The organism is Streptomyces sp. NPDC091412 (assembly GCF_044756885.1).
GTDB lineage: Bacteria > Actinomycetota > Actinomycetes > Streptomycetales > Streptomycetaceae > Streptomyces.
The window spans coordinates 209045-227143 of record NZ_JBIVTV010000001.1; the positions used below are offsets into that span (position 1 = coordinate 209045).

General features: G+C 73.0%; 18 protein-coding genes. 6 read left to right on the forward strand and 12 right to left on the reverse strand.

Features of this window, described 5'->3' with window-relative positions:
- Window positions 1-81: 81 nt before the first annotated feature.
- Complete coding sequence (locus ACIQMV_RS00940; protein WP_402590125.1) at window positions 82-549, forward strand: DUF6314 family protein; 468 nt, start codon at window positions 82-84, stop codon at window positions 547-549.
- 66 nt (window positions 550-615) lie between these two features.
- On the opposite strand, the gene ACIQMV_RS00945 is transcribed toward ACIQMV_RS00940, so the two are convergent.
- On the reverse strand, window positions 616-2061 hold the full coding sequence (locus ACIQMV_RS00945) for a PLP-dependent aminotransferase family protein (protein ID WP_402590127.1): 1446 nt from the start codon (window positions 2059-2061) through the stop codon (window positions 616-618).
- Between ACIQMV_RS00945 and ACIQMV_RS00950 the strand changes: the two genes are divergently transcribed.
- On the forward strand, window positions 2060-2974 hold the full coding sequence (locus ACIQMV_RS00950) for a DMT family transporter (RefSeq protein ID WP_402590129.1): 915 nt from the start codon (window positions 2060-2062) through the stop codon (window positions 2972-2974). The two genes, ACIQMV_RS00945 and ACIQMV_RS00950, sit on opposite strands and share 2 nt — an antisense overlap.
- A gap of 123 nt (window positions 2975-3097) precedes the next feature.
- Window positions 3098-3298 (forward strand): DUF1918 domain-containing protein, encoded by a 201-nt coding sequence (locus tag ACIQMV_RS00955; protein WP_402590131.1) that lies wholly within the window; start codon window positions 3098-3100, stop codon window positions 3296-3298.
- A 1-nt stretch (window position 3299) separates the two neighbouring features.
- Here the strand turns inward: ACIQMV_RS00955 and ACIQMV_RS00960 are convergent, their stop codons facing one another.
- Window positions 3300-4553 (reverse strand): glycoside hydrolase family 10 protein, encoded by a 1254-nt coding sequence (locus ACIQMV_RS00960; RefSeq protein WP_402590133.1) that lies wholly within the window; start codon window positions 4551-4553, stop codon window positions 3300-3302.
- A 171-nt stretch (window positions 4554-4724) separates the two neighbouring features.
- On the opposite strand from ACIQMV_RS00960, the gene ACIQMV_RS00965 reads away from it, so the two are divergent.
- Complete coding sequence (locus tag ACIQMV_RS00965; RefSeq protein ID WP_141362612.1) at window positions 4725-5597, forward strand: 3-hydroxybutyryl-CoA dehydrogenase; 873 nt, start codon at window positions 4725-4727, stop codon at window positions 5595-5597.
- Between the two features lie 78 nt (window positions 5598-5675).
- On the opposite strand, the gene ACIQMV_RS00970 is transcribed toward ACIQMV_RS00965, so the two are convergent.
- The 9 genes from ACIQMV_RS00970 to infC form a co-directional block, all read right to left on the reverse strand.
- Window positions 5676-6221: an NUDIX domain-containing protein gene (locus tag ACIQMV_RS00970; RefSeq protein ID WP_141362610.1), complete on the reverse strand. Its 546-nt coding sequence runs from the start codon at window positions 6219-6221 to the stop codon at window positions 5676-5678.
- Between the two features lie 95 nt (window positions 6222-6316).
- The gene (locus tag ACIQMV_RS00975; protein ID WP_402590135.1) at window positions 6317-7657 is read right to left on the reverse strand and encodes a transcriptional regulator; all 1341 of its coding nucleotides are present in this window, start codon (window positions 7655-7657) and stop codon (window positions 6317-6319) included.
- Window positions 7658-8073: 416 nt separating this feature from the next.
- A complete protein-coding gene (gene pheT, locus ACIQMV_RS00980) occupies window positions 8074-10587 on the reverse strand; it encodes a phenylalanine--tRNA ligase subunit beta (RefSeq protein ID WP_402590137.1) in 2514 nt (837 codons plus the stop codon).
- Window positions 10587-11708 (reverse strand): phenylalanine--tRNA ligase subunit alpha, encoded by a 1122-nt coding sequence (pheS, locus tag ACIQMV_RS00985; RefSeq protein ID WP_402590139.1) that lies wholly within the window; start codon window positions 11706-11708, stop codon window positions 10587-10589. The genes pheT and pheS overlap by 1 nt, the downstream gene beginning before the upstream one ends.
- Before the next feature lie 168 nt (window positions 11709-11876).
- Window positions 11877-13022 (reverse strand): ATP-binding protein, encoded by a 1146-nt coding sequence (locus ACIQMV_RS00990; protein WP_402590141.1) that lies wholly within the window; start codon window positions 13020-13022, stop codon window positions 11877-11879.
- A 50-nt stretch (window positions 13023-13072) separates the two neighbouring features.
- Window positions 13073-13936, reverse strand: coding sequence for an RNA methyltransferase (locus ACIQMV_RS00995; RefSeq protein WP_225076166.1), 864 nt, complete (start codon window positions 13934-13936; stop codon window positions 13073-13075).
- A gap of 162 nt (window positions 13937-14098) precedes the next feature.
- Window positions 14099-14482, reverse strand: coding sequence for a 50S ribosomal protein L20 (rplT, locus tag ACIQMV_RS01000; protein WP_014671645.1), 384 nt, complete (start codon window positions 14480-14482; stop codon window positions 14099-14101).
- Window positions 14483-14593: 111 nt separating this feature from the next.
- On the reverse strand, window positions 14594-14788 hold the full coding sequence (rpmI, locus tag ACIQMV_RS01005; protein ID WP_015661694.1) for a 50S ribosomal protein L35: 195 nt from the start codon (window positions 14786-14788) through the stop codon (window positions 14594-14596).
- 111 nt (window positions 14789-14899) lie between these two features.
- A complete protein-coding gene (gene infC / locus ACIQMV_RS01010; RefSeq protein ID WP_402590960.1) occupies window positions 14900-15562 on the reverse strand; it encodes a translation initiation factor IF-3 in 663 nt (220 codons plus the stop codon).
- Window positions 15563-15955: 393 nt separating this feature from the next.
- Here infC and ACIQMV_RS01015 point away from each other — a divergent pair, with 393 nt between their 5' ends.
- Complete coding sequence (locus ACIQMV_RS01015) at window positions 15956-16324, forward strand: DUF1844 domain-containing protein (protein ID WP_141362596.1); 369 nt, start codon at window positions 15956-15958, stop codon at window positions 16322-16324.
- A 47-nt stretch (window positions 16325-16371) separates the two neighbouring features.
- On the opposite strand, the gene ACIQMV_RS01020 is transcribed toward ACIQMV_RS01015, so the two are convergent.
- Window positions 16372-17124 carry an SseB family protein gene (locus tag ACIQMV_RS01020; RefSeq protein ID WP_402590144.1) on the reverse strand — a complete coding sequence of 251 codons (753 nt, stop codon included), beginning with the start codon at window positions 17122-17124 and terminating at the stop codon, window positions 16372-16374.
- A gap of 187 nt (window positions 17125-17311) precedes the next feature.
- Here ACIQMV_RS01020 and ACIQMV_RS01025 point away from each other — a divergent pair, with 187 nt between their 5' ends.
- A complete protein-coding gene (locus tag ACIQMV_RS01025; RefSeq protein ID WP_402590146.1) occupies window positions 17312-18049 on the forward strand; it encodes a serine hydrolase in 738 nt (245 codons plus the stop codon).
- Window positions 18050-18099: the final 50 nt, after the last annotated feature.

Consider the following 18099-nt stretch of genomic DNA (forward strand, 5'->3'; position numbering starts at 1 on the left):
CCTCCTCCTCGATGGCATGACTATACGTATTCCTGCACGTTTATGCAACGGAATCAACGCCGGTCGTCGTACGGTGAGCGGGTGGAAAAGGGCGAGCGGGCGGCGGAGGGCCGGTTCCTGCCGGTGCCGGACGTGCTGGTGTACCTGGCCGGGAACTGGCGGGTCCGGCGGTCGGTGCGGGATCTGGCGGACGGCGGGACGGGGGAGTTCACCGGTACGACGGCCTTCGGCGCCCTGGACGGCGGCGGGCTGCTGCACCGGGAGTGCGGCACGTTCGTCTGGCAGGGGGTGGCCCGGCCCGCCGAGCGGACGCTGCGCTTTCTGCCCGGGAGCGTGCCGGGCACGGCCGACGTGCGCTTCGCGGACGGGCGGCCCTTCCACGATCTGGACCTGCGCTCCGGGCGGCACCTGGCCGCGCATCCGTGCGCGGCGGATCTCTACCGGGGCGAGTTCACCGTCCGGGACGCCGGGCACTGGCGCACCGTGTGGCGCGTGGGCGGCCCCGCGAAGGACCTGCTGCTGACGACGGACTACGCGCGCGAGGACTGAGCGAGGACTGAGCCCCTGGTACGCAGCCCGCCGCGGCTCCCGGCCGTCCGCTCCCCCGGCCGGCCGTCAGGGCAGCACCTCCGCGCAGGCCGCCCGCAGGCGGCGCACGCCCTCGGCGATCTCCGCCGTGCCGCCGACCGCGGCGAAGCTCAACCGCACGTGGGCGGCCGGGGGTTCGGCGCTGAAGTACGGGCGGCCGGGGGTGAGCGCGACGCCCGCGCGCAGGGCGGCGGCGGTCAGGGCGGCCTCGTCCGCACCGTCCGGCAGACGCGGCCACAGGTGGTAGCCCCCGGACGGGACGTGCGGCGGGGCGAGTTCGGGAAGGCGGCTCCGCAGCGCGGTGGTCATCGCGTCCCGACGGCTCTTCAACTCCGTGGCGAGCGCGCGCAGATGGCGGGGCCAGGCGGGAGAGCCGACCAGTTCGAGAGCGGCCTCCTGCAACGGCCGCGGCACGAAGAACGTGTCCACGACCTGGATGGCGCGCAGCCGTTCCAGCACCGGGCCGCGCGCGACCAGCGCACTCACCCGGAAGCTGGGCGAGGTGGCCTTGGTCAGCGAGCCGACGTGCACCACGACCCCGTCCGGGTCGGCGGCGACGAGCGGGGGCGGCAGGGTGCCCGCGTCCTCGTGCGCGAGCCGCCGTACGAAGTCGTCCTCGACGACGAAGGCGCCGGCCTCACGGGCCGTCCGCAGCACCCGCGCGCGCCGGTCGGGGGCGAGGACGGCGCCCGTGGGGTTCTGGAACAGGGGCTGGCAGACGAACACGCGGGCGCCGGTGGCCCGGAACGCGTCGGCGAGCAGTTCCGGCCTCACCCCCTCCGCGTCGACGGGCACGGGTACGGGCCGCAGCCCGGAGGACCGGGCGATGGCCAGCATGCCGGGATAGGTGGGCGACTCGACCAGCACCGGAGCGCCGGGCGGTGCCAGGGCGCGCAGGGCGGTGGTCAGCGCGGACTGGCCGCCCGCGGTGATCAGGACCTCGGCGGCGGTGACGGTCCCGCCCGGTCCGCCGATGTCCCGCGCGAACCACTCGCGCAGCTCCGGCAGCCCCTCCAGCGGCGGCCTCCCCCACGCCCCGGGACGGCGGCCGGCCCGGGACAGCGCGGCGGCCATGGCCCGCTCGGGCTGCAACGAGGGGTGCAGGTAGCCCCCGTTGAACTCGATCACGCCCGGCGGCGGGGCGGCCAGCGAGATCGTCACGCCGGAGGCGTCCACCGTGCGCGGTACGAGGTCGGCGGCGCCGTCCGCGCTGAGCGCGACCTCCTGCCAGGAGGTGTCGCCGGCGGGAGCGGTCGTCCCGCGCGCCGGGGCGCGGAAGGCGCCGGCGCCGGGACGGGTGACCACCAGGCCCTCCGCCGCCAGGTGCGACAGGGCCCGCGAGACGGTGACCGGGCTGACCCGGTACCGCTCGACGAGGACCCGGCTCGACGGGAGCTTTCCACCAGGTGAGTAGCGGTCCAGTTCCCGCCGCAGGCGTTCTGCGAGTTCGGTGACGCTGCTACGCTGTTGCATGAGAGCACAGAGTAGCGCTACCGCGCCGACACCGATAGCGGTGGACGCCCCGGCCCGCTCGCGCGCCGGCACCCTTCAGGCGGCCCTCGGCGTGGTCGCCTTCTCCCTGACCTTCCCGGCCACCGCCTGGGGCCTGGAGGGCTTCGGACCCTGGTCCCTGGTGGCCGTGCGCAGTGTGCTCGCCGCCGTCCTCGCGGGCGGCTGCCTGCTGGCGCTGCGCGTACCGCCGCCCGCACGCCGGCACTGGCCCGGCCTCGCGGTCGTGGCCGCCGGAGTGGTCCTCGGCTTCCCGCTGCTCACCACGCTCGCCCTGGAGACCTCCACCACCGCGCACGCAGCCGTCGTCGTGGGCCTGCTGCCGCTCACCACGGCGCTGCTCTCCGCGCTGCGCTTCGGCGTCCGCCCCTCGCGCATGTTCTGGACGGCTGCGCTGGCGGGCGCGGCGGCCGTGGTGACCTTCACCGTGCAGCAGAGCGGCGGTGCGCTGACCACCGCCGACGGCTACCTGTTCGGCGCCCTGCTGGTGTGCGCCGCCGGCTACACCGAGGGCGGCCGGCTGGCCCGCGTGATGCCGGGCTGGCAGGTCATCGGCTGGGCGCTGGTGGCGTGCCTGCCGCTCACCGTGCCCGCGGCCGCGCTCGCGCTGACGCACGAGCCCGTGCACCTGGGCGTCCACAGCGTGACCGGACTGCTCTGGGTCGCGGCGGGCTCGCAGTTCCTCGGGCTGGTCGTCTGGTACCGGGGCATGGCCGCCGTCGGCATCCCGAAGGCGAGCCAGTTGCAACTGGCCCAACCCCTGCTCACACTGGTGTGGTCGGTGCTGCTGCTCGGCGAGCACCTCACTCCGGCCGCCCCCGTGACGGCCGTAGCCGTGCTCGTCTGCATCGCCGTCACCCAGCGGGCGCGCGGCTGACCGGCGCTCACACCGGTGCCGACCGCACACCGGCCCGGCGGCTCACCGGTTCGGCCGCGCTCCGCACCGTAGACTCGGAAGTCGAGGACCGCTGCTCCCGCACATGGTGAGGAGGCCCCGCAGATGCGCGCAACCGTGGGCGACCAGCTCGTCCAGCACGGCAGGGTGGTCGGTCAGCACGACCAGATCAGCGAAATCGTCGAGGTCATGGGCTCGGAGGGCAACCCGCCGTACCGCGTCCGCTTCCCGGACGGGCACGAGGCCGTCATGTCACCGGGCCCCGACTGCCAGGTCCGCCACAAGAAGGAGCACGAACACCACTGAGTCAGCGCGGGGGTCTCGCCGGCCGGCGGTAGTGGTCGGCGACGACCCTCGCCATGGCCCCGGACGGATCGGCCGCCACCTCCTTCGCGGCGAAGAAGACGTGCCCGCGCACTTCCGGGTGCGCGGCAGCGAGGGTGAGGTGGCGGGACAGCTCGTCGGGGTCCCGCCAGGCCGCGCCCTGGGCGGAGTCGCCGGCCCTGTAGAGCGCCTCCCCCACGTACAGCCGCGTACGGCTGCCCCGTGCCGCCTCGGCCCACCAGGGCAGCAGGGCGGCGTAGTCGGCGGTGGCGAAGCCGATGGCCCAGTACAGCTGTGGGACGACGTAGTCGATCCAGCCCTCCCCGACCCACTTGCGGGTGTCCGCGTACAGGTCGTCGTACGTCTGCACGCCGGCCCGGGTGTCCGAGCCGCGCGGGTCGGACGAGGCGTTGCGCCACACCCCGAAGGGGCTGATCCCGAACCGGGTGCCCGGGCGGGTGGCGGCGACGGCCGCGGCCGTCTCGCGGATCAGCCGGTCGATGTTGTCGCGCCGCCAGTCGGCCCGGCCGGCGAAGGCGCCGCCGTACCGGTGGTGGGCGGCGTCGTCGTCGAAGGTCTGGCCGGCGACCGGATAGGGGTAGAAGTAGTCGTCGAAGTGGACGCCGTCCACCGGGTACCGGGACACCGCGTCGAGCATCGCCCGCTGCACGAACTCCCGGACCTCGGGCAGGCCGGGGTTGTAGTGGAGGCACCCGCCGTACCGGACCACCCAGTCGGGGTGCCTGCGGGCCGGATGGGAGGCGGCCAGCAGGGCCGGGTCGTCGTGCAGGGCGACCCGGTAGGGGTTGAACCAGGCGTGCAGCCGCAGTCCGCGGGCGTGCGCCTCCGCCACGGCCGTGCCCAGCGGATCCCAGCCCGGGTCCCTGCCCTGCGTGCCGGTGAGGAACTGCGACCACGGCTCGTGGGGCGAGGGCCACAGCGCGTCGGCCGCCGGGCGTACCTGGAGGAACACCGTGTTGAGCCGGCGGCGCACCGCCACGTCGAGCAGGGCGGTCAGCTCGCCGCGCTGCCGGGCCACGCTCAGCCCGGTGCGGGAGGGCCAGTCGCGGTTGCGCACGGTCGCCAGCCACATGCCGCGCATCTCGGTGACCTCGGCGCGGCCCCTCCGGTCGGTGCCGGTGCCGCCCGTCGCGGTGGCCGCGTCGCCGGTCACCGCCAGGGTCGACAGCGCCGCCACGGTGAACGACCGCCGTGTCACCCGTGTCCCTCGGGCCATCCGGGCACTCCCCGTACGCCGTGGATCCGCACGGTCACGGATCGTTCACCGGCCCAGCATGCCCGACCCGGGCGACCGATCACGGCCGCCACGGGGGTAACGTGCACGATCGGAGCAGGCACCGCACAACGGGCCGCCTGCCACAGCCGTAGGAACTGCGAAAGGGACGATGTGACCGGCATTTCGGGAGACATTGCACGCGTCGGAGTGGTGGGCTGCGGCCAGATGGGTGCGGGCATCGCCGAGGTGTGCGCCCGGGCCGGCCTGGAGGTGAAGGTCGCCGAGACCACCGGCGAGGCCCTGGAGATTGGCCGTACCCGGCTGTTCAACTCCCTGGCCAAGGCGGCCGAGCGCGGCAAGATCAGCGAGGCGGAGCGGGACGCGACGCAGGCCCGGCTGAGCTTCACCACCGACCTCGGCGAGTTCTCCGACCGCGACCTGGTGATCGAGGCCGTGGTGGAGAACGAGCAGGTCAAGACGGAGATCTTCCAGGTCCTGGACCAGGTGGTGACCCGGCCGGACGCGATCCTGGCCTCCAACACCTCCTCCATCCCGCTGGTGAGGCTGGCGGTCGCCACCGCGCGCCCCGACCAGGTGATCGGCATCCACTTCTTCAACCCCGCCCCGGTGCAGCAGCTGGTCGAGCTGATCCCGGCGCTCACCACCTCCGAGGGCACGCTGAGCCGGGCGCAGCTGTTCACCGAGAAGGTGCTCGGCAAGCACGCGATCCGCGCCCAGGACCGCTCGGGCTTCGTGGTGAACGCGCTGCTGATCCCCTACCTGCTCTCGGCGATCCGGATGTTCGAGTCGGGCATCGCCAGCCGCGAGGACATCGACAACGGCATGGAAATGGGCTGCGCCCACCCGATGGGCCCGCTGAGGCTGTCCGACCTGATCGGTCTGGACACGGTGGCCTCGGTCGCCCATTCCATGTACGAGGAGTACAAGGAGCCGCTGTACGCCGCTCCCCCGCTGCTCCAGCGCATGGTGGACGCCGGCCGGCTCGGCCGGAAGTCCGGCTCCGGCTTCTACACCTACGGCTGACCACGAGGAGCGACGGTCAGCGGGCCCGGCACCGAGGTGGTGCCGGGCCCGCGGCGTTCGCACACCGTGTGCGCTCCCTCAGGACAGCGTGTCCTGCCCGGGCCTGAGGTGGTGCAGAAGCAGTAACGCGGCCGCCATGTTGGCGGCTGGGACCTGGCCGCGGGCGACCAGGTCGGGAACGAGCTTGAGGGGGACCCATTCCCGGCGGTCGGACTCGAAGTCGTCCGCCGGGTGTCCGACGTACTCGCCCTCGTCCGACCAGTAGATGTGGTGCCGGGCATCGGTGAGTCCGTTGGACGGCTCCACGCTCATGAGGTGGTGCAGGGGGCCCGGCCGCCAGCCGGTCTCCTCCTCCAGTTCCCTGGCGGCCGCGGCCGTGATGTCCTCGCCGTCCTCCACGACGCCCGCCGCGAGCTCCCAGCCCCAGCTGTCGGTGATGAAGCGGTGGCGCCACAGGAGGAGGACCTCACCCGCCTCGTTCACCACCGTGGCCACGGCGACGGGCCGCAGCCGTATCAGGAAGTGGTCGAGGTGCCGGCCGTCCGGCAACTCGACATCCGCGAGGTTGACGGTGAACCAGCGGTTTGCGTACACAGTTTGTTCGTTCTGTTTCGTCCACTGCACGGTTCTGCCACCTTCCGTCGGGTCAGTGGCAATATCGCAGCCGGACCGGTCCCGCAGCAGGCGCATGGCGAGCCGCCGGGAGCACCGCGCCGCCGTCACAGCGGTACGCGCAGGGCTCCGTCGATCAGTTCGGCCGCCTCGGCCGTGCCGGCGCTGCCGTTGCGCACCAGGTGCTCGCGCACCGCGCGCAGTCTGTCCCGCAGCCGCTGCGACTCCATCCCACGGGCCTGTTCGGCCATCCGCACGGCCGTGGCCACCGCCTTGTCGGCGTTGCCCCGGCGCAGTTGGATCGTGCTGAGCATGGCCAGCCGGTGCACCCGGCCCCGGTCGTGCGCGGGGTTGTCCACGGCGGCCGCGGCGTGCTCCTCGGCGCCGGCCAGCTCGCCGAGGCTGAGCAGGGCCTCGGCCACCTGCACGTTGACCAGGCCGGGTTGGACGTAGCCCGTCTCATCGGGTTCGTATCCGCGCCGGATGCGTTCGGCGGCGGACTCGGCGCGCCCGATGCAGGCCAGGGCGCTCGTGCCGTCGCCGAGGTGGGCGTAGGCCTTGGCCTGCATCGCGTACAGGTCGGAGGCGAGCGCGGGGGTGATGTGCTGGCCGGCGGCGCGCAGCGCGGCCTCGGCGAAGGCGACGGCCTGACGGTACTCCCGCATGAACAGCGACTGGTTGACCAGCAGCGCGATCACATAGGCGCCGAGTCCCCGGTCCCCGCTGGCCTTGGCGAGCCTGAGTGCCTGGTGGAAGTAGCGCTGGGCCAGGCCGTGCGCGTCGGAGTCGTAGGCGCAGATGCCCACGATCGCCACCAAGGCGCCGGTGGCGCGGTGCAGTTGGCGGCCGGTGGCGTCGGTGTAGCTGCCCCGCAGCAGCGGGGCGGCCTCGGCGTTGAGGAAGCCCACGACACGGCCGCGGGTCGCGACGCCGCCGGCCTTGCGGTACATCTGCTCGTAGTGCGTGCGGGCGGCGCGCAGCATCTCGATGTCGGACGGGGTGACCCGGTGCCGGCCACCGCGGGAGACGTCCACGTCCTCGGGCGGGTTCTCCCACTCCCACACGGGCATGACGGCGGGCGTGCCGGTCACGGCGGGGGCTCCGAGGAGGTGCGGGCGCTGCTGCTCGTCGGATCGCCACAGGGCGGTGGCGCGTTCGACGAACCCGGACAGCGAGGTGCCGTGCGGCGCGGAGGGCTCGCCGGGCACGCCGAGGCCGATGTCGTCGAGCGTGACCGGCCGGTGCAGCCGACCCGCCAGCACCTCGCAGATCAGGTCGGGCACCTGGCCGCGCGGTCGCTGGCCCTTCAACCACCGGGCCACGGCGGTGTGTTCGTACCGGAGCGCGAGTCCGCGGGCCCGCCCCTCCTGGTTGACGTGCGCTGCCAGGCCTGCGTGCGAGATACCGGCCTCGTCCAGGACCGCGTCGAGCAGTGTGTTGGGCTGCATGGGTGCCCCCCGGTGGCTCTGTGGCGACAGCGTAGTGCGTTCGCCTTCACACGGGGTGTGAACGGAGCACGCGCATCCGGGCTGCACGCGCGCTGTCGCGGAGAGTCCCCACCCGGTTGACTGAACCGCCTCCTCCAAGAGGCCGTCCGGGCCGCCGGCTCCCCCTCGAAAAGTACGGCGGCCCGGCACGGCGACGCTCCGCGAGGTGGCCGGCCTTGCCGACCCGGGCGGACTCAAGCAGGGGCGCGGGGAACCGCGCGACCAGCCACCGGCCACCCGACAACCGACCCGCCCCACCGAGTGGCCCAGCCCCGTCGACCGAGGACGGCCAAAAAAAGGGGGCGCGGGAAACTGCGCGACCGGCCACCGACTGCCCGCAGTCGGCGACGGACTCGCAGTCCCCCGCGCTTGACCCGTCAGCTGCGCAGTACCGCCCCCGTGCGCGACGCGGCCAGCGCCACCGCCGCGTCGCGGGCGGCGGACGCCTCGTCCACGGTCAGCGTGCGGTCCGGCGCGCGGAAGCGCAGCGCGAAGGCGAGGGACTTGCGGCCCTCGCCGAGCTGCTCGGCATTCTCGTAGAGGTCGAACAGCCGGATGGACTCCAGGAGTTCACCGGCACCCTCGCGCAGCGCGGCCTCGACGTCGGCGGTCGGGACCGGCTTGTCGACGACGAGGGCGACGTCCTGCGTGGCGACCGGGAACGTGGAGATGCCCGGCGCCCGCGGGGTGTCGTCGCCGACCTGCTCCAGCACGTCCAGGTTCAGCTCCATCGCGCAGGTGCGCTCGGGCAGGCCCAGTGCCTTGACCACGCGCGGGTGCAGTTCGCCCGCATGGCCCACGACCCGCTCGGCGCCGTCCACCGTGACCGCGAACTCGGCGCAGCGGCCCGGGTGCCACGGACCGTACTGGCCCTTGCGCACGATCGGCTCGGCCCCGGTCTCGCCGGCCACGGTCCGCGCGGCCTCGACCGCGTCGGCCCAGTCGGCCGGGCGGCCCTTGCCCCACCAGCCGGTCTGCTCACGGGCGCCCGCGAGGACCACGGCCACATGGCGCGGCTGCTCGGGCAGCGCCGCGTTCAGCTCCGCGATCTCCTGGTCGGTGGGACGCCGGTCGATGGGCGGCTGGGCCGCGACCCGCTGCTCCTCGCGCGGGTGGAAGACCAGGCCGGTCTCGAACAGGGCGAGATCGTGGCTGCCGCGGCCGTCGTTGCGGCGCAGCGCGCCGAGCAGGCCCGGCAGCAGCGTGGTGCGCAGCGCGGGCTCCTCGTCGCTGAGCGGGTTGACCAGCCGGACCACACGGCGCGCGGGGTCGCCGGGCTCCAGGCCGAGCTGGTCGAAGACCTGCTCGCCGACGAACGGGTAGGTCGGCGCCTCGACGTAGCCCGCGCCGGCCAGCGCGCGGCCGACCCGGCGGTGCAGCCGCTGGCGGTGGGTGAGGCCGCGGCCCGAGGGGAGCCTGGGCAGCGTGGAGGGCAGGTTCTCGTAGCCCTCCAGGCGGATGACCTCTTCGGCCAGGTCGTTGGGGTCCGTCAGGTCGGGCCGCCAGGAGGGGACGGTGACGGTCAGCTCGTCCTGCCCCTCCACCTGGCAGCCGATCTGCTGGAGCCGGCGGACGACGGCCTCACGGCCGTAGACGACGCCCGCGACCTTGTCCGGGTGGTCGGCCGGCACGGTGATCGTGCGCGGAGCCGCGGGCGCGGCGACCTCGGTGACACCGGCGTCGGCCGTGCCGCCCGCGAGCAGGACCAGCAGGTCCACCGTGCGCTGGGCCGCGGCGGAGGCGGCCTGCGGGTCGACGCCCCGCTCGAAGCGGCGGGAGGCCTCCGAGGACAGCTTGTGACGGCGGGCGGTGCGCGCGATGGAGACCTGGTCGAAGTGCGCGGCCTCGATGACGACCTCGGTGGTCGCGTTCTCCGTGTCCTCGTGGTCGGCGATCTCGGTGTTGGCGCCGCCCATGACGCCCGCGAGGCCGATGGCGCCGCGCTCGTCGGTGATGACGAGGTCCTCGGCGTGCAGCGTGCGCTTGACGCCGTCGAGGGTGGTGAACTTCTCGCCCTCCTCGGCCCGGCGCACGCCGATCGTGCCCTGGACCAGCGTGCGGTCGTAGGCGTGCAGCGGCTGGCCGAGCTCCAGCATCACGTAGTTGGTGATGTCGACGGCGAGCGAGATCGGGCGCATGCCCGCCTTCTGGAGGCGGCGCTGGAGCCAGATCGGGGAGCGGGCCTCGGGGTCGAGGCCGGAGACGGTGCGCGCGGTGAAGCGGTCGCAGCCGTGCGGCTCGTCGATCCGCACCGGGTAACCGAAGGCGTTCGGGGCCGGTACGTCGAGCAGGGCGGGGTCGCGCAGCGGCAGACCGTAGGCGATCGCGGTCTCGCGGGCGACGCCGCGCAGGGACAGGCAGTCGCCGCGGTTGGCGGTGACGGCGATGTCGAGAACCTCGTCGACCAGCTCCAGCAGCTCGATGGCGTCCTTGCCGACCTCGGTCTCGGGCGGCAGCACGATGATGCCCTGGCTGCCGTCGTCGCCCATGCCCAGCTCGTCGCTGGAGCAGATCATGCCGTGGGAGGTCTTGCCGTAGGTCTTGCGGGCGCTGATCGCGAAGCCGCCGGGCAGCACGGCGCTCGGGAGGACCACGACGACCTTGTCGCCGACGGCGAAGTTGCGGGCGCCGCAGACGATCTCCTGCGGTTCGCCGGTGCCGTTGGCCTGGCCGACGTCGACGGTGCAGAAGCGGATCGGCTTCTTGAAGCCCTCCAGCTCCTCGATGGTCAGCACCCGGCCGACGGCGAGCGGCCCCTTGAGGTCGGCGCCGAGCTGTTCGACGGTCTCGACCTCGAGGCCGGACGAAATGAGCTTGGCCTGGACGTCGCGCCCGGTCTCCGTCGCCGGCAGGTCGACGTACTCCCGCAGCCAAGAAAGCGGGATCCGCATCAGATCTCCATCCCGAACGGCCGGGTGAACCGGACGTCACCCTCGACCATGTCTCGCATGTCTTCGACGTTGTGGCGGAACATCAGCATCCGCTCGATGCCGAACCCGAAGGCGAAGCCGCTGTACTTCTCGGGGTCGACGCCGCAGGCGGTGAGCACCCGCGGGTTGACCATCCCGCAGCCGCCGAGCTCGATCCAGCCCTCGGAGGAGCAGGTGCGGCAGGGCCGGTCGGGGTTGCCGACGGACTCGCCCCGGCAGACGTAGCACACCATGTCCATCTCGGCGGACGGCTCGGTGAAGGGGAAGAAGTTCGGCCGCAGCCGGGTCTTCATGCCCTCGCCGAACAGCGACTGCACCATGTGGTCCAGGGTGCCCTTGAGGTCGGCCATGGTCAGGCCCTCGTCCACGGCGAGCAGCTCGACCTGGTGGAAGACGGGCGTGTGGGTGGCGTCGAGCTCGTCGGTGCGGTACACGCGGCCGGGGCAGATCACGTAGACCGGCAGGTCGCGCTCGAACAGGGAGCGGATCTGCACGGGCGAGGTGTGGGTGCGCAGGACGACACCGGACTCGCTGCCGCCTTCGGGGCCCTGCACGAAGAAGGTGTCGGCCTCGCCGCGGGCCGGGTGGTCCGGGCCGATGTTCAGGGCGTCGAAGTTGAACCACTCGGCCTCGGCCTGCGGGCCCTCGGCGACCTCGTAGCCCATGGCCACGAAGACGTCCTCGATACGCTCCGAGAGCGTGGTCAGCGGGTGGCGGGCGCCGGCCGGTACGCGGTCGAACGGCAGCGTGACGTCGACGTCCTCCTCGACCAGCACACGGGCGTCCCGCTCCGCCTCGAGCTCGGTCTGACGGGCGGCGAGGCCCTTGTTCACCGCGCCGCGGGCCATGCCGACCCGCTTGCCGGCGTCGGCCTTGGCGTGCGGGGGCAGGGCGCCGATCTCGCGGTTGGCGAGGGAGAGCGGGGAGGCGGGGCCGGTATGGGCGACCTTGGCCTCGTGGAGCGCGTCGAGGGAGTCCGCGGCGGCGAAGGCGGCGAGCGCCTCGTCCCGCATGCGCTCGATCTCTTCCGGTTTCAACGCCTCGACCTCGACAGGGTCGTACGACTTATTGGGTGCCGACATCTCTTCCCGTGCTTCCGATTGGCTGGCTGGAGGTCCCCGTCACCGACTCGCACCGACTCGCACCGACTCGCGGACAGATCGTCACGGTTTTCGGGACACAAAGGTGCCAAAGGCCGAGTCTAACGGGGCCGGGGAAAGCGAATGCGCCCGTGGGTCCTCGGCGGGTGCTCAGAGCAGGTGTGCCGGGGTGCCCACGGGCAGGGTAAATCGGATCTCCGCGCCGCCGCCGCGGGCGCGGCCGACCGTGATGGTGCCGCCGTGGGCCTCGACGATGCCCTTGACGATGTAGAGCCCGAGTCCGGTCCCGCCGCGCTTGCTGCCCCGCCAGAAGCGGGTGAAGACACGGTTCATGGACTCCTCCGGAATGCCGGGTCCCTCGTCGCTCACCGTGACCGACGTGGCGGTGTTCCCCGCGTCGTCCCCTTCCCGTGGGGACGGCGCCGGCGTGACATCGATGGTGACGGATCCCTCGCCGTGCCGCACGGCATTTTCCACGAGGTTGCTCAGCACCTGGTCGATCTTGTCGGGGTCGGCCCACAGCTCGGGCAGCGGTTTCTCGACGCGCACCAGGAACCGGTCGGCGGGCTGGCCGGCGGCGACGTACGCCTGGACGTGCCGCCCGACCGCGGCGCCCATGTCGACGGGCTGGCGGCGCACCTCCAGGCGGCCGGAGTCGATGCGGGATATGTCGAGCAGTTCGGCGATGAGCCGGGTGACGCGGTCGGCGTCGGCGTCGACGGTCTCCAGCATCAGCCGTTTCTGGTCGTCGGTGAACCTCTCCCACTTGGCGAGCAGGGTCGCCGTGAAGCCCTTGACGGAGGTCAGCGGCGAGCGCAGCTCGTGGGCGACGGTGGCGATCAGCTCGGCGTGGCTGCGCTCGGTGCGGCGGCGGGCCTCGGTGTCGCGGAGGGAGACGACGACACGGCGGACCGGGCCGGTGGGGTGGGTGCGGACGTACTTCGCGGAGACGAGGACCTCCCGGCCACCGTGCAGCAGGAGGTTGCGTTCGGGCTGGCCCACCCGGATGGCCAGGCCGCCGTAGGGGTCGGTCAGCTGCCACCAGCGGCGCCCCTCCAGGTCCTCCAGCGGCAGGGCCTTCTCCAGGGGCTGTCCCAGGGCCTGGTCGGCGGGTACGGCGCTGATCCGGGCGGCGGCGGCGTTGAAGCAGATGATCCGCCCGTGCTCGTCGGCGATCACCAGGCCGTCGGGCAGGTCGTCGGGGTCGATGCCGAGGCCGGCGGGATCGTCCTGCCGGGGCGCGGGTGGTCGTCGCGCGTCCCGCGCTCCGGGCGCGCGACCGGTGCCGACACTCATCCCCTCACCCCACCTCTCAGCCGGTGCAGCAGGCCCCCGGGCTGGTCACCCTACTGGTTGCGGGTGGCAGAGCGGCATCCTCCGGAGCCGCGCTGCGCACGGGCCGACGCGTACAGACATACGGCGGCGGCGGTCGCGAGGTTCAGGCTCTCGGCCTTTCCGTGGATGGGGACGCGTACGACGGCGTCGGCGAGGGTGCGGGTCTCCTCCGGCAGGCCCCAGGCCTCGTTGCCGAACACCCACGCGGTGGGGCCGCCCATGGTGCCGTGGTCGAGCTCGTCGTCCAGATCGTGCTCGCCCGCGCCGTCGGCGGCGAGGATGCGCACCCCGGCGTCCCTGAGCGCGGCGACCGCCCGCTCGACGGGGACGCCGACGGCCACGGGCAGGTGGAACAGGGAGCCGACGGAGGCCCGGACGGCCTTGGGGTTGTAGAGGTCGACGGAGGCGTCCGTGAGGACGACCGCTTCGGCTCCGGCGGCGTCGGCGCAGCGCAGGACGGTGCCGGCGTTGCCGGGGTCGCGCACATGGGCGAGGACGGCGACGAGCTTCGGGCGGGCCGCGACGATGTCCTCGAAGGGGGTGTCGAGGAACCGGCACACGCCGACGAGCCCCTGCGGGGTGACGGTGGTGGAGATGTCGGCGATGACGTCGTCGGCGGCGAGGTGGATCCGGGCTCCCGCGGCGCGGGCCTCCCCCACGATGTCGGCGTACCGCTCGGCGGCCTCGACCGTGGCGAACAGTTCGACGAGGGTGGGCGTGTCGCCGGCCCGGTGCGCCGCCGCCTCCCGCACGGCCTGCGGCCCCTCCGCGAGGAACAGCCGCTCCTTGCCCCGGAAGTTCCGCTTGGCCAGCCGCCGCGCTGCCGAGACGCGGGGCGAGCGGGGAGAGATCAGGTCAGGGGTGGCGGGGGCCATGGAGAGCTTCACCTTCGGTAGGAACGTTCCGCCGCGACGGCGGTCAGCTGGCGGCCCCGGGCGGCGCCGGACGTGCCTCGGGCACCGCACGGCGCACATACGACGGACCCGCAGGCAGAGCCCACGGGTCCGTAGGATCGCGCCGACCGGGCCGGCGCTGCGTCACGCAGCCTTGGGCGCGTTGACGTCGCTCGGCAGGGCCTTCTGCGCGACCTCGACGAGCGCGGCGAACGCGCTGGCGTCGTTGACGGCCAGCTCGGCCAGGATCTTGCGGTCGACCTCGACGTTCGCGGCCTTCAGCCCCTGGATGAAGCGGTTGTACGTGATGCCGTTGGCGCGGGCAGCGGCGTTGATGCGCTGGATCCACAGCTGGCGGAAGTCACCCTTGCGCTTCTTGCGGTCGTTGTAGTTGTAGACCAGCGAGTGGGTGACCTGCTCCTTGGCCTTGCGGTACAGGCGCGAGCGCTGACCGCGGTAGCCGGAGGCCTGCTCGAGGATCGCCCGGCGCTTCTTGTGGGCGTTGACTGCCCGCTTGACGCGTGCCACTTGATTAACTCCTTGTAGCGGGGCCGTGGTTGTCCTCACACGGCCCGGAAACGATTGGGTCCCGGTCCTGACGTACGGCGCGCGGAGATCGGACGATCACGCGCCGCCGCGTCACTTGCCGAGAAGCTTCTTGATCTTCTTGGCGTCGCCCGGGGCCATCTCGGCGTTGCCGGTGAGGCGACGCGTCACACGGGACGACTTGTGCTCGAGCAGGTGACGCTTGCCGGCGCGCTCACGGAGCACCTTGCCGGAGCCGGTGACCTTGAAGCGCTTGCTGGCACCGCTGTGCGACTTGTTCTTCGGCATAGCGCCGTTCTCTCCTCGTAGGTGGCGCTCCGGTGCCCGGTCGCGAGAACCGGGCACGGTAGGAGCGTCGCTCTTGTATCGGTTACATCCTGGGACGTGGGGTCCCGGGGGTCACGCTTCGACGTGCTCCTCGGCCGACTCCTCGGCCGGCGCCTCGGCCGGCGCCTCGGCGTCCGCGGCGTTCTGCGAGCGGCCCGGGTTGGCCTTCGCTTCGGCCTTGCGGGCCTCCTGCGCCTGGCGGGCCTCGGCCATCGCCTCGGTCTTCTTCTTGTGCGGACCGAGAACCATGATCATGTTGCGACCGTCCTGCTTCGGGTTCGACTCCACGAAGCCGAGGTCCTGGACGTCCTCCGCGAGCCGCTGCAGCAGCCGGTAGCCCAGCTCGGGCCGGGACTGCTCGCGACCACGGAACATGATCGTGATCTTGACCTTGTCGCCCTGCTTGAGGAACCGGACGACGTGACCCTTCTTGGTGTCGTAGTCGTGCGGGTCGATCTTCGGCCGGAGCTTCATCTCCTTGATGACCGTGTGCGCCTGGTTCTTGCGCGCCTCACGGGCCTTCATGGCCGACTCGTACTTGAACTTCCCGTAGTCCATGAGCTTGCACACGGGCGGACGGGCGTTCGCCGCGACCTCGACCAGGTCCAGGTCGTACTCCTGCGCAAGCTCCAGTGCCTTCGCAAGCGGCACGATGCCGACCTGCTCGCCACTGGGACCGACAAGTCGCACCTCGGGAACGCGAATCCGGTCGTTGATGCGGGGCTCGGCGCTGATGGATCCTCCTCGGTTAGCACCACGCGACGGTCTGGCGGACAGCCGCGTACTCTGTGTTCGACAGACCTAACCGCGCCGAAGCACGAAAAATGCCCCGGACGATCACAGGCGGGGCTCCTCGAACTACCGGAGCAACCGCCGCGATGGACGCGGGGCGCACTTTCGGACGGATCGCCACCGCTGGGGCGGACCCGTCTGACCGGTGACCCGCCGCCCCGGAGGGCGGTCAGGTGGGAGTTCGAAGCCTCCACTTGTGGGCCGGGCCCGTATGCCTGGGCATACACGTCCAGCCGGTCGTCACACAAGGTTAGCAGGATCCATGGGGAAGGGCTAATTCAGGATGTCCAGGGCTCCCTGCGGGGGCCCCCTCGTCCTGCACCTATCGTGTGGGGCATGAGTGAGACCTCCCCCTCCGGCCCCGCCGAGCAGCCCGACTTCGACGCCATGACCCGCGACATCGCGGAGGTCCCGGCGGTCGAAGTGATCGTGACGGTCGCCGTCAACCTGATGAGCGCCGCCGCCGTGAAGCTCGGTCTGACCGAGGAGGGCGACGAGCACAAGGACCTGGACGAGGCCCGCAAGCTGGTGTCGGCGCTCGCCGGACTGCTGGACGCGAGCGCCACCGAGATCAGCTCCTTCCACGCGGCGCCGCTGCGCGACGGCCTGAAGTCGCTGCAGCTGGCCTTCCGCGAGGCCTCGCTCGTCCCGGACGAGCCGGGCCAGGGCCCGGGCGAGAAGTACACCGGGCCGATCTACGGCTGAGCCGCTCCAGCGGATCCCCGTTCCCGACCCGGCCGATCACCGCTGCGTCACGCAGCCGAACCCCGCTCCTTCACGTACAAGGGCTCGCCAGGCGGCGTCGCCCCGGCCGGCAGCAGTGCCAGGTCGAGGCCGCGCACCAGGCGGGCCCTCAGTGTCTCGCTGGCGGCGAGCCGCGCGGCCACGGCGCGGGCGGTCTCGGCCGGGGCGGTGGGGACGGACGGGTCGAGCACCAGTGCCAGGGTCCCGTCGGCCTGCCCCCGCCCGAGGTGGGCGCGCAGCACGGCGGGCTCCGCGGCGACGGCCTCCCGCACGGCGGTGACGACGGCCGGGTCGGCCAGCGGGTCGGTCGTCGTACGGCCCTCGGCGAGGGCGAGCAGGACGGGGCCGGTCAGCTCGAACGGCACCGGTCCGGCCATGTCCAGCACCACCGTGTCCGCCTTCTCGTGCGCGGTGGCCTCCAGGACCTGGTGCAGCCGCACGGCCACGGGCCGGGCGTCCGGGTCCCAGCTGGCCAGGGAGTCGGTGGAGGTGAAGGCGGGCAGCGCGGTGCGGTGACCGGCCTTCAGGGTGGGTACGGCCATCTCGCTGGTCTTCTCCCGGCGCAGCCCGTTCTCGTCCTCCTCGACCTCGCCGAGGACGGCCACCACGGGCACGAGCAGCCGTGCGCTCCTGAGCGCCTCCAGGACGGGTCCCACGGCGGTGCGGTCCTCGGCCCAGGCGGCGAGCGCCGCGCTCAGCCCGGGGTCGACGGAGCCGTCGTCGTCGGAGAAGCCGGAGTCGGGAATGTTCTTCTTCGCCACGGTGCCGACCCTATCCGGGGCCGTGCCCGCTCCCTCAGGGTCCCCTGGCCCACGTCCGCCGCGGCTCCCGCGGGACGTTCGGGCCCCGTATCGTCGGCGGCGGACGGGCCGCGCGCGGGGAAGCGGTGGGGGAGGACGGGGACGCGCGCGGGGACGGCGGCAAAGGACGGGGGCCGCGAGTGGGGAGGTGGCGGTGGGGACGGCGAGCGATGGACCGGTGCCCGTGCCGGTGGCGGTGACCGGGGGCGCGACCGTGGCGGTGGCGGCCCGCCGTCTCGGTTCCGGGGCGAGCGCCGGATACGGCGACGCCGTGTTCGACACGGCGAGCATCGTCAAGGTCGGCATCCTGGCGGCCCTGCTGCTGCGGGCGCAGGACGCGGGGCGGCGGCTGACCGGGCGGGAGAGGACGTACGCCGCCGCGATGATCGAGCACAGCGACAACGACGCGGCGTCGGCACTGTGGCGGGTCATCGGCGGAGCGGACGGCCTGGACGCGGCGAACGAGCGCTTCGGACTCACGGGGACCACCGGCGGCGACGGTCCGCTGTGGGGTCTGACCCGGACCACGGCCGCCGATCAACTCGTCCTGCTCCGGCAGGTGTTCGGCGGCGCCGGCGCGGAACGCTCGGAGCTGGGCGAGGCCTCGCGGACGTATCTTCAGGGGCTGATGGGACGGATCGCCCCGGGCCAGGACTGGGGGGTGTCGGCCGCCGCCGACGGCTCCGGGTGGGCCCTGAAGAACGGCTGGCTGCCGCGCGGTACGACCGGTCTGTGGGTCGTCAACAGCATCGGGCGGGTGACGGCCGGCGGCGACGACTACCTGGTGGCCGCCCTGTCCAGCGGCAACCGGACGAAGGAACAGGGCATCGCGCTGGTGGAGGCGGCCGCCCGGGCGGCGGTGTCGGCGTGCGGCCGGAGGGCGTGATCCGGGCCTCCTCGGCCGGACGGTCCGGGGCTGCGGCGGAAGAGCGGAGC